This is a genomic window from bacterium (assembly GCA_020444065.1).
In the GTDB taxonomy this organism is placed as follows: Bacteria; Sumerlaeota; Sumerlaeia; order SLMS01; family JAHLLQ01; genus JAHLLQ01.
The window spans coordinates 125,516-137,245 of record JAHLLQ010000004.1 but is presented as its reverse complement, the minus strand read 5'-3'; the positions used below and the strand labels follow the sequence as shown (position 1 = coordinate 137,245).

The 11,730-nt window shown below is 60.2% G+C and carries 7 protein-coding genes; 6 read left to right on the top strand and 1 reads right to left on the bottom strand.

Annotated elements, in window-relative coordinates; genetic code table 11:
- Window positions 1-21: 21 nt before the first annotated feature.
- Window positions 22-3,156 carry a hypothetical protein gene (locus KQI84_11795; protein ID MCB2155560.1) on the bottom strand — a complete coding sequence of 1,045 codons (3,135 nt, stop codon included), beginning with the start codon at window positions 3,154-3,156 and terminating at the stop codon, window positions 22-24.
- 489 nt (window positions 3,157-3,645) lie between these two features.
- On the opposite strand from KQI84_11795, the gene KQI84_11790 reads away from it, so the two are divergent.
- The 6 genes from KQI84_11790 to KQI84_11765 all read left to right on the top strand — a co-directional run bounded on the left by KQI84_11790 (window position 3,646) and on the right by KQI84_11765 (window position 11,629).
- Entirely contained in the window at window positions 3,646-6,447 is a 2,802-nt protein-coding gene (locus KQI84_11790) for a hypothetical protein (GenBank protein MCB2155559.1), read from the top strand.
- 214 nt (window positions 6,448-6,661) lie between these two features.
- Window positions 6,662-7,201 carry a hypothetical protein gene (locus KQI84_11785; GenBank protein ID MCB2155558.1) on the top strand — a complete coding sequence of 180 codons (540 nt, stop codon included), beginning with the start codon at window positions 6,662-6,664 and terminating at the stop codon, window positions 7,199-7,201.
- Between the two features lie 126 nt (window positions 7,202-7,327).
- Window positions 7,328-8,617 carry an adenylosuccinate synthase gene (locus KQI84_11780; GenBank protein MCB2155557.1) on the top strand — a complete coding sequence of 430 codons (1,290 nt, stop codon included), beginning with the start codon at window positions 7,328-7,330 and terminating at the stop codon, window positions 8,615-8,617.
- A gap of 87 nt (window positions 8,618-8,704) precedes the next feature.
- On the top strand, window positions 8,705-9,868 hold the full coding sequence (locus tag KQI84_11775) for a deoxyguanosinetriphosphate triphosphohydrolase (GenBank protein MCB2155556.1): 1,164 nt from the start codon (window positions 8,705-8,707) through the stop codon (window positions 9,866-9,868).
- 3 nt (window positions 9,869-9,871) lie between these two features.
- The gene (locus KQI84_11770; GenBank protein ID MCB2155555.1) at window positions 9,872-10,657 is read left to right on the top strand and encodes an ABC transporter permease; all 786 of its coding nucleotides are present in this window, start codon (window positions 9,872-9,874) and stop codon (window positions 10,655-10,657) included.
- 222 nt (window positions 10,658-10,879) lie between these two features.
- The gene (locus KQI84_11765; protein ID MCB2155554.1) at window positions 10,880-11,629 is read left to right on the top strand and encodes a peptidylprolyl isomerase; all 750 of its coding nucleotides are present in this window, start codon (window positions 10,880-10,882) and stop codon (window positions 11,627-11,629) included.
- Window positions 11,630-11,730: the final 101 nt, after the last annotated feature.

Genomic DNA, 11,730 nt, shown 5'->3' with positions numbered 1-11,730 from the left:
GTTTCAGGTTTGTCCCCGTGATTACATATCGGCGAGGTAGTTGATCGTCAGCCCGACGAGGTAGATCGAACTGTTGTTGGGATCGTCGGCGGCATTGTTACGACGCAGGGTGATGTAGAAGACATCGCCGGCTGCGGCTGCTGCATTGCCATTCCAAGTGTCGCCCGAAACCGGGACGGTAACCTGTGCGGACTGGTTCGCATTGAAGTATGGACAAAGATCGAACGAGTCGCCGGAAACGGTCGGCGCAGATCCATGCACGGTGTAACGCCAAGTCAGCGGATCGCCGGTGCCGGCCAGATCCTGCAGGCGATCGAAGCGAATGTTCAGATTCGCGCGGTCGACATCGAGGCAGTACAAGTGCATCGTGACCGTGAAGTCATTCATGGTCGTACCGGCAAAGTCCATCGGCAGTTGGAAATTGCTGGAAAGGGCGCAGTCAGCGCCGTTCGGCATTTCAGCCAGCGTTATCTGATTCTCAACACCAGTGGTGTAGTTCGGCGTTCCGGTGATCGAGGCCTCACGAAGGAAGAACGCACCAGACGGAATGAAGACCGTCCGCGTGCGATCGATCATGTCGGCATTGGTGAGCGATCCATCCTCAATGTCAGCGCCGACAAGGCTCTCGTCGACGACGGTGGCGGAGGTGACCGAATCGTCCGGCAGATGTCCGTTCACGTCGAGGACAGCGCTCGCGACATTCGCCTCGAAGTAGCTGCGAGAAATCAGATCGCCCGCATTCGGAGCGGTTGTATCGCTGACGTTCACACGGCCGGTCACGTTCATCAGGCCCGTGTCCGGAGCGATGTTGATGTCTTCGCCCGAGGTCGTGTTGAGGTAGGCATTGCCTCCGCTGACGCCCATGTGAAGGGAGCCAACGCCCATCTTCAGGTCGCCGTCAATGCGCGCGTCGCCGACAACGATCAGTTCGCGATCGGTGGTGGCGTTCGCTGCGGCTCCGGTGGCAACGCCGGAAATTGTCAACTGAGTGGCATTCGTGCCGTCGCCGGCGGAGTTGCCGGCGCCACTGATGGTCAGCGAATTCGGCACCGTCACGTCCGCTGTGCCAGCATTGATCGTGAGTGCGTTCGTACCGGCCAGATTCTGGATGGTCTCAACTTCGATACCCGCCTGGAAGTCGATCTCGCCAGTCGAGCTGTCGGCCGCATCGCTGCGCAGGAACGATGTGCTGTCGATCGCATCGAGCGTATCCGCATCCAGACCGGATGTGTTGACCGCGATGCTGATCTGGTCGGACGAAGCGGTTGTCGTGATGTTCGCGCCGCCGACGATGGCAAGCGAATCGGCCTGCAGATCGGCAGTCGTCGGCGTGCCGCCGTCACCGGAGATTGTTGCGTAGAGATTCTGGTTGTCGGAGCCGGAAGCGTGACGATCGGCCGTGTTGGCAGCGACGTCGGGAACGGCACTGACGTCGACCACGAAGTTCGACATCGAGGCGCTGGTCAGGTCGTCGACTTCCGAATCGCTGATGCCGGCGACCGGGATGTGGGCGCCATTGCCGTACGTGCCGGCATGCGCCGTCAAAGCAGCGGCCGTCGCAAAGGCAGTCGAATCATTACCGTCGAGCGTGTCGGCATCCAGGCCGGTCGTGTCGACCGCGATGCTGATCTGATCGGAGGAAGCTGTAGTTGTGATATTCGCTCCACCAACAACTGCAAGCGTGTCAGCCTGCACATCCGCCGTCGTCGGCGTGCCGCCGTCTGCGGAGACAGTGGCATAGAGATTCTGATTATCGGAACCGGAGGCGTGGCGTGCGCCGGTGTTGGCCGTCACATCGGGGTTATTCGAAACTTCGGTATCGAAGTCGGTCACGGAGCTGGCGGTGATGCCGCTGACTTCGGCGTCGGTGATACCACCGGCGGGAATGTGCGCGCTGTTGCCGGTCAAGGCAGCGTGAGTCGCAAGTGAGTCAGTCGTCGCGAAGTCGGTCGAATCCAAGCCATCGAGCGTATCGGCGTCGAGCCCGGTGCCGAGCACATCGATGGTCACTGTATCGCCAGAGACGCTGGTGCTGACATTCGCTCCGCCAAGAATCGACAGCGTATCGGTCTGAATATTAGCCGAGGTGCTGCCCAAATCGCCGGCGACCGTCTCGAACAGGTTCTGGTTGTCGGAACCGGAAGCGTGACGCGCTGCCGTGTTGGCGGTGACGTCTGCGTTGTTGGAAACCTCGGTATCGAAGTCGGTCACGGAGCTGGCGGTAATGCCGCTGACCTCCGCGTCGGTAATACCACCGGCGGGAATGTGCGCGCTGTTGCCTGTCAGGGCTGCGTGAGTCGCAAGCGAGTCAGTCGTTGCGAAATCGGTCGAATCCAAACCGTCGAGCGTATCCGCATCGAGGCCGGCTCCGAGCACGTTGATCGTCAGGATGTCGCCGGTGATCGATGTGCTGGCGTTTGTGCCGCCAACGATGGACAGCGTATCGGCCTGGATGTTGGCAGAGGTCGAGCCGGCGTCGGCAGTGAAAGTTTCAAAGAGATTCTGGTTGTCCGAGTTCGCGACGTGGCGGGCCGCCGTGTTGGCCGTCACGTCGGCGTTGTTCGAGACCTCAGTGTCGAAGTCGGTGACGGAGCTTGCCGTGATGCCGCTGACTTCCGCGTCCGTGATGCCGCCGGCTGGAACGTGCGCGCCGTTGCCGGTCAGGGCCGCATGTGTCGTCAACGCCGTTGAGGTAACAAAGTCGGCCGAGGCCAGGCCCTCGAGAAGGCCCGCGTTGATCGCATACGGAGCGCTGATCAACTTCTGGCGAGGCAACAAGATCTCCGGCGGCGTCGCCGCGATCAGGTCCTCGACGGTGACCTGGACCCAGGTGTCGTCATAGTTGTCGAACGTACTGGCGTTCGGAACGACGACATTGATGAATCCGCGAGAGGCGGAGAGGTCGACCGTGTAGACGTTCGTCTGCAGCACAGTGCCGCCCACGGAGGCGTCGTAGATATCGACGGTGACCTGGACGCTCGACGAGGTAATCGGGTTCCCCGCCGAGTCGGTCAAATAAGCCTGATAGCTGATGTCCTGGGGGACGGCTGAGGCATTCTGGGGCACACTCAGAAGTAGAGCGGCCACAAGTCCTGCGGCGGCGGCACCGGCTGTCCGCTTGCCGAGAATCGCCAGATTGCTCCGAAGGCTGCGCATCACTGACTCGCTTTCCAGCAGCAAGAAGGTTCTGCTGTTTCCTATAGAATTGAGGTGAGCGAGTTTGCCGCACTAAATCAGAGCGGGAGCGGCACCGCACACCCGTAGTGAGTTGTCCTCTTGTACAGATCGCTCCAACCCCAAAAAAGAGCGATAGTCCCCCTGCGGGGGGCGCACTCCTCCTGGTTGGACCGATATTCCTTAATACATTGCTATAGTGCGCTCCCGGCGCACTGTCACGTCAAGAGTCATTTTTCCCGCTGGGCGGGGCAAGAAGACCTTGAGCCGCAGCCGTTTTTTTTGCCCGCGAGGGCCCTTTCGACCGAAACAAAGACACGTGTCTTTCAAATCGATTCGACGATGTGCACGCTGAATCGCCACGAGGTCGACTGAGTTTGGAGCGGGTCCGCCTGCAAGATTCCGCTTTTCCAGCTTGCCCAATAGAGTTATCGATCCCACCAGACTGTGAAGGGATTGGGGGGACAAACCATGAAGAACGTTCGTTTCTTGATCGCAGCGATCATTGGGGTCGCTGTACTTGTCGTTGCCGTGTATTTTCTCCGGAGCAAGCCGGCTCCCGCCCCGGCGACGCCTGTCGCGGCGGTTCAGAAGGAGGAGAAGAAGCCTGAACCGAGGGAATTCAGCCAACCGGCGGAAGCCCCACGACGCGAATCTCGCCCGCAGCCGGCAGCCACGCCGGAACCAACGCCGGAGCGTCGCCCGGATGCGCCGCCTCCTCGCGAGGGCGAACGCCGCCGTCCGCCCGAGATGCCGGAGGGCGAGGTGATTCTTCACGTCGGTCTCGAGGCAACGGTGTTTCATGGCGACGCGCCACGCGACATCACCTACAAGCTGACGCCGATGCGAGGCGGCCGCGGCTTTGACCGGCGCGGCGGCGGCGATCCTCGCCAGCCGATGGAAGCCGAGGCGGCCATCGAAACAAAGGAAACGTCGACAACCATCGTGCTGCAGAGCCTGCCGTCTCAAGTCCTGGTCGAGGCCTTCGCAGACGGCTACCAGTTTGCGTCGCTGACTTTGCGTCCGAGCCCGGGCGACGCCCCGTGCGATGTGGCGACTCGGGAGGTGCGCCTGGACCAGCCGGAAGATATGGGGAGGCGTGGCAGGCGTCCCGGAGGCAATTGGAACTGGGGTGGACGAGGCCGTGGCGGCCTTCAGCAAACGGTCGCGGTATGTGAAATGACCGACGGATCAGGCAAGACTTACATGGAAGGCACGGCCTTCGTGAGCCTGGAAGGCATCGGGTTTGGCACAGTCGAACTCGAGCTGAAGGGGAGTCTTGAGGAGGGCGAGAAGATCCTCTCGTCCGGACTCCGGCTGGCGTCGGCCAGCGAATCCGTTGCGGCTCTGCAGATCGAGCAGGAGGAAGGCCAGGCCGAGGCCTATTACGCGCAAAGCGATATCCTGCATAATCCGCAGAATCAGGAAGTGGAGTTCTTCGACCTGGGCGCCCGAATGACGGGTATCCCGCCCGGTCAGTACATCGGCGAGCTGCGCACGACGTCGGGGCGCCTCGGGTTGACAGAGCCGTTTCTGCTTCACTCCGGCGAGACGGTGAAGCGACTGGTCGAAACCAAGGAAGCGGGCTCGATCAAGGCCATTGTTCTGTCCGAAGGCGAACCCGTGCCGGAGCAAAGTGTGACGGTTTCGATCCAGACGCGGAACTCCGCCAACATGCCGCATATCATCTTCTACAACGAGCAGAACACCCAGACATCGATGTTCGGGCAGACCGAGCAAACGAACGAGCAGGGCGTCGCGATGTTCCTGGGTCTGCAGGAGGGGAGCTATCGCGTCTGGCTGCGCAACCCCGAGAGCGACCGCCCATGGGACGGGACACTTCGTGAAGTGGCACTGGCGCAAGGCGAGGAGCGCGAGGTCCTTTTCGAAGATCCGTTTGCGATGGTCACGGTGCACTTCACGATCAACTGGGATACGGGCGGACCACTGGAGGCCGGCCAGATCACGGCCGGCAACTGGCGTCGTGCCGAGGCGAGAGCCGAGATCGTCGATGGCGAAGCAGAGTTGGAAGCCAGGGCCGGTCCACATATGATTTCGGTCGAAGATACCGAAGGCGAAGAACTGCGTCAGACCATGGTGCAATTCGGCGGCGATGCACCGACGGAAGTGACGCTGACCATCCCGACTTCGCGAGAGTGTCTCTTCATCGTGACGAGCGAAGTGGGCGAACCGCTCGAGGAGGTCGATCTGCGCTACAGTCCGCTCGCGAGCGGATCGATGTTCCGCGGCGGCAATATCCAGACTGACGCAAATGGCCAGGCGACCGATTCGTTGGCACCAGGCCGCTACGCACTGTATCTGCAGGGCGGCGAAGGCCGCTGGAGAACGCCATCGTTCGTGCGCGATTTCGAAGTGCCAGTCAGCGGCGAAGAGCCGATCGAGATCGAGGCCGTTGTCGGGGACTACTCGCTCGAAGGCGTCGTGATCGATGACACGACGGAAGAACCAGTGCGAGGTGCGCGAGTGACCCTCAACGATGTGTCGAAGACGGACTGGGTCGACATGGAAGTGGCCGAGCAAGTTCCGCAGCCAATGGATCGCGTTAATGAGAGCGGCGTGTTCAGATTTAATGAACTCGCCCATCGAAACTTCGGAATGATCGTGCAGGCGAATGACTACGACATCTACGAGATCGACCGGTTGGCCGAATCCGATTTCGATTCGCCGATGGAGGTTCGCCTCACGCGCAAGGGCGGCACGGTTTCCGGAACGATTCGCGATCAGCAAGGGCGTCCGGCGCGCCTGCGGATTCCGTTCATTATCGACAACGATTCCGGAGAGCGTGTTGCCTGTGAAGCGTGGGCGAACGACGAGGGCGAGTACGAAACACCGGGCCTCGAACCGGGCGAGTACACGCTCTGCTTCTACGGCTTCTGGCGAAACATGGACGGCCGGATCTTCACGCCCATGCTCAGCCCGCCGCTCACCGTGCAGGCCGGCGAAGCCACCATCTACAATCCGGTCGCCGAACCAGGCGGCAACCTGACCGTTGTCGTGCAGTCGCCGCAGGGCTTGCCGTTCGCAAACCTGCCGATTCGGATCCTCGATGACGCCGGCGAGGATGCCGACTGGTTGCTGTCGATGATCCAGCCCATGGATCCGGTGACCGATGGTGTCGGCGAGTGGAACTGGGATAACCTCCCCGTTGGCGAGTACCGCATCGTACCGGGCCCCGGCGCGGGCGTGAACTTCGAAAAGCGCGTGCGCGTCGAAGCCGACGAGAGCCGGACTGAAACCGTGGTTGTGGAGTAGCGAAAAAGTCCGCGATTGAGGCTTGTGCCTCGGATGGTGTCGTGGTGGAATGCGGGTTGAGTAAATGGACCGCAAGGGCCGTCAATGGGGGCCTTTGGGGCGTTGGGCAGGCGGGACAAAGCCCTTGACACGTCAGGCCTGTCCACCTTGCCTAGTCTGGAATGCTCAACTGGACGAAGTTGTTGATAATCAATCGATGCAGGAGGAATTCCGCGTGAAGTTTTACGGTCGACTGCTAGTGCTGGTGTCCATCCTGGCTCTGTTCATGGTCGGATGTGAAGATACACAACGCGTTGAAAAGGCGCAGATGGATCGTGAGGCCCTGGTCTCCGCGGTCAGTCGCTCCACAGAGAGGCTCTCCGCTCAGGCCCAGAGTCTGCAGGCCGAAAACGATCGTTTGCGGACCCAGATTCAGAATCTGCAAACGCAGATCATTCTGCAGGAAAAATCCCTCGAAGATATGACCAGTGAAGTGAACAGCCTTCGCGAGTCTGTCACTGGTGCCGCGACGGCCATCCAGAAGGAGCGTGCAGCATCGAGTTCCGAGGGCAACGACATGAACATCCTCGGATTCCTGGTGATTGTGATCGTGGTGATCATCATCATCTACCTGCTCTATCGCGTCCTGCGTCCGTCGCCGATCGAGGATGAAGACGACGAAGATTTCTCGACATTCGACGATGATTTCGGCTTCGAGGATGAAGAGGACTTCGGCGACGAAGGTCTCGAAGAAGAAGACGAAGACAAGAAGTAAGACAGAGTTCGTCCTTCCATCGGAAGGCAAACACAAAGAAAAGCATCGCCCCGGGCCGCTGTCCGGGGCGATTTTCTTGTCTGGCTTCAGCACAACGGCCAACACGCCACCTAAGGGAGACCGATCGTGCCAGCGACCGTTCTTGTCGGATGCCAGTGGGGGGATGAAGGAAAAGGGAAATTCGTCGACGTTCTGTCCGAATCGTTTGATGTCGTCGCCCGCTATCAGGGCGGAAACAACGCCGGTCACACCGTTATTTTCGATGGGAAGAAGTATGTGCTGCACACGCTGCCGTCGGGTGTACTGCGCCCCCAGGTCCACAACGTCATCGGCAATGGTGTGGTCGTTGATCTCCTGTCTCTTGTGGAGGAACTGGACGAGGTCGAATCGTCCGGACTTCAGGTCGAAGGCCGCCTCCTGATCAGCGGACACGCCCACCTGATCCTGCCGCAACACAAGGCACTCGATGCGGCGGTCGAGAAGGCCAGCGGCGCGGCCAAGATCGGGACGACGCTTCGCGGAATCGGATTTGCCTACACGGACAAGGCCCGGCGTGTCGGCCTGCGTGCGTGCGATCTGCGGAACCCGGATCGATTTGCTGCGAAGTACCGCGAGTTGGCCGCCTATCACGCAGAAATCCTGACGAAAATCTTCCAGGTGGAACCGCCCGATACAGAATCGACACTGGAGGAATTGCTGGCCGCAGCGAAACGCATCCGCCCAATGATTGGCGATTCCGTCGGGTACCTGGCTGCCGAGCTGAGCGCCCGCAAGAACGTCCTCTGCGAAGGCGCCCAGGGCATCATGCTGGACATCGATCACGGGACGTACCCCTATGTGACGTCCTCGAGCCCAACGCCCGGCGGAGCATGCGTCGGACTTGGCATTCCGCCGAGCCAAATCCGCCGCGTCATCGGAATCATGAAGGCCTACACGACGCGCGTTGGGGAAGGCCCCTTCCCGACGGAACAACTGAACGCCGACGGCGAGAAGCTACGCGAAGCGGGACACGAGTTCGGCGCAACGACGGGTCGCCCGCGGCGCTGCGGTTGGCTCGATCTGCCTGTCATGCGGCGCGCGATACAGCTCGCCGGCCTGACGGAAATCATTGTCACAAAGTTGGACGTTCTCGATGGATTCGACGAGATTCCTGTTTGCACGCACTACGAATCCGCCGACGGCCAGACTCAGGCGACCCCTTGCGATTCGAGCGATCTGCAGGACTCTACGCCGATTTACAAGAACCTGCCCGGTTGGGATGCCCCGACCGAAGGCGCCTCCACGCCGGATGCGTTGCCGAAGCAGGCGATTGAGTACATTCGCTGGATCGAGCGCGCGCTTGGCCCCCCGATCACGATGGTCAGCACCGGGCCGGACCGCACAGCGACGGTCGCAATGAACGAAACACTGTTCTGAGTCGCCTTCCAATCCATTGAGGTTGCAACGGGGCGTCCCTGACTCTCACGATGCGGGGATTTCGAGACAGGAGGCCGAGTGGCGACCATGATGCGACGTCGTGAACAAATGCTGGAGCAGGAGGAGCGCCATCTGGCGCCGTACGCCGCGAGATCCCGCGCCAGCGAGGGCCGCATCCATGCAGTGAATCCGGATCCCTTGCGGACGGATTTCCAGCGTGATCGCGATCGGATCATTCACTCCAGCGCATTCCGGAAGCTCGAGTTCAAAACACAGGTTTTTGTGGCACACGCCGGCGGCGACTATCACCGCACGCGGCTGACGCACTCCCTCGAGGTCGCCCAGATTGCCCGCACTGTTTGTGGTGCGCTGGGGCTGAACACGGATCTCGCAGAAGCCATCGGGCTCGGCCACGATCTGGGGCACACACCCTTTGGACATGCCGGCGAAGAAGCCATGAGCGAATGCATGAAGGACCATGGCGGTTTCGAGCACAACGCCCAGGGCTTGCGCGTGGTGGAGCTACTCGAGGAGCGTTACCCCAATTTCCCCGGCCTCAACCTGACCTACGAAGTTCGCGAAGGCATCATTAAGCACGACACCGACTACGACACCCCCGATCCGCACCCGGGTTACAAGCCGGGCAAGCCGGCCTCTCTTGAGAGTCAAGTCTGCGACCTGGCCGATGAAATCGCATATAATAATGCTGACCTGGACGACGCGCTGAAGATGGGCCTGATTGTGGAGAAGGACCTGCAGAAGGTCGATTGGGTGTGGGAGTTCTTCGAGGCGGCGCGCTCGAAGGGCGCGAGCGATATTCGGGATAAATTCGTCAAGTTCCGCGCCTTGTCGAAATTGTATGATGCGCACGTCCATGACGCGCTCGATACGTCCGCCAAGCTGATCGAAGAGAGCGGCGTCCAGTCGCTGGAGGACGTCTACAATCACTCCGGGCGGCTGGTGAGCTTCTCGCCGGAGTTCCAGGCCAAAGTAAGAGCCCTGAAGACTTTCCTGATGGAGCGGGTGTACTTCCACCCGCGGATTCTGGTGGCGACGAACAAGGCTCGGCGCTTCGTGCTGGCCCTGTTCGAGAACTACCTGGAGAATCCGCGGCAGATGCCGCTGAAGTTCCAGCGGCGCATCCCGGAGGAGGGCGCCCACCAGGTGATCTGCGACTACATTGCGGGGATGACGGATCGCTACCTGATGGAGCAATACCGGGCGTCCTTCATGCCCGAGGTGGTGCGCTGACCCGTGCTTCGGAATTTCCTGAAGGCCCGATCGATTCTGTGGCTGCTCGTCCGGCGCGAGTTCCAGACGCGCTACGCGGGCTCGACCCTCGGAATCCTGTGGAACGTGATTCATCCGATTGTGATGATCGCGATCTACATCATTGTCTTCTCCAACATCATGCGACACGGCATCGAGGGCGGCAGCAAGCTGGGCTACGCCATTCACCTGACCTCGGGGATTATACCGTGGTTTCTTTTCTCCGAGGTGCTCGGACGCTGCACGACGACACTGGTCGATAACGCGGGCTTCCTGAAGAAGATGGCGATTCCGGAAGAAGTCCTGCATGTCAGCATTCTGGTGAATTCCGTCATCATTCACACGATCAGCATGTCGGCGCTGATCGCACTCCTGATCGTCACCGGCAATTCACCGGGGCCGGAGGTAATCTACGCATTTCCAGTAATGTACGGCCTGGGAGCCCTGGCGATGGGCGTCGGGATGCTGCTGAGTGTAATGCACCTGGCGATGCGGGATGTCGGCCAACTCGTCACGGTGGCACTGCAGTTCCTGTTCTGGCTGACGCCGATTGTTTACTTCGTGTCGATCTTGCCGGAACGACTGCGGATTCTGCCTCGGTTGAATCCAGCAATGAGCTACGTCTCGCTGATCCAGCGGCTCTTCGGGTCTCCCGATCCTGCTTTCCAGAACGACAGCTACATTGTCATCGTGGTTCTGCCTTTTGCGGCGATCCTGATCGGGCTATCTTTTCTCCGACGGCACCGGTCCGATATTCTGGACGAGCTGTGATTGGGCGCTTGCAGCTTGACGGCTTCTTGCCCGCGGGAACAGATTCCACCCACCTGATGTCCAATGACCGAGAGCCCCCAACTTCGTGAATGAGGTAGATGGTATATGTTGAAGAGGATTTCACTCCTGGGAGGGGGAGGACTCCTGTTGTTTATGCTTCTGGCGATCCCGTTCATGGCGTTCGCGCAAGCTGAGGATGCCGAGCTGAATGGACCGCAGTTGATGAAGGACAAGGACTACTTCGCCGTCCTGAACACGACGAAGGGCCAGATCATTATCCACCTGTTCACGGACAAGACACCAATCGCCGTGCGGAACTTCGTCAATCTGGCGGAAGGTTCCAAGCCCTGGCGAGATCCGAACACTGGCAAGGCGGTTCGGGAACGTTTCTACGATGGACTAACTTTCCACCGGGTGATTCCAGGATTCCTGATCCAGGGGGGAGATCCGCTGGGGACTGGAAGCGGCGGACCAGGATACGCCATCGAGGACGAGATCGATCCGGATCTGACTTTCGACAAGGATTTCATGGTCGCGATGTACAACGAAGGCCCCGGGACCAGTGGATCGCAGTTCTTCATCACCGACAAGCAAAGCACACCGACGCATTTGAACGGTCGGAACACAATTTTCGGCCGGGTTGTCGAAGGATTCGATGTCGTCAGCGCAATCGCCAAGGTTTCGCGCAATGAAATGGACCGGCCCATCGAACCCGTCGTGATCGAGTTTGTGCAGATCATCCGAATCCCGGCGGGACAGGACTTTGCCGGACGCCCATGGCAATACGTTGTTGAGGACACGCCTCCTCCAGGAAAGAAAAGGCGTGTTTTTGGGGCCACGGAAAAGGAAAAGCCGGTGAAGAAATTCGAAGGCAGGCAACTCGACGAGAGGCAGACGAGGGAAGCAACCAGACCCGTCCCCTCGCTGCAGCGGAAGATCAAGCCCTTCAAGGCCCCGGGCTCCGGGTCCTAGAAGTGAGAGTCGCCGACGGATCGCGGGGCTGATGCACTTGACGAATCGGTGCCGTGGTGCGAAGATTTGGTAAAAGAATCAAGAACCGGGAAGGTTCGGGA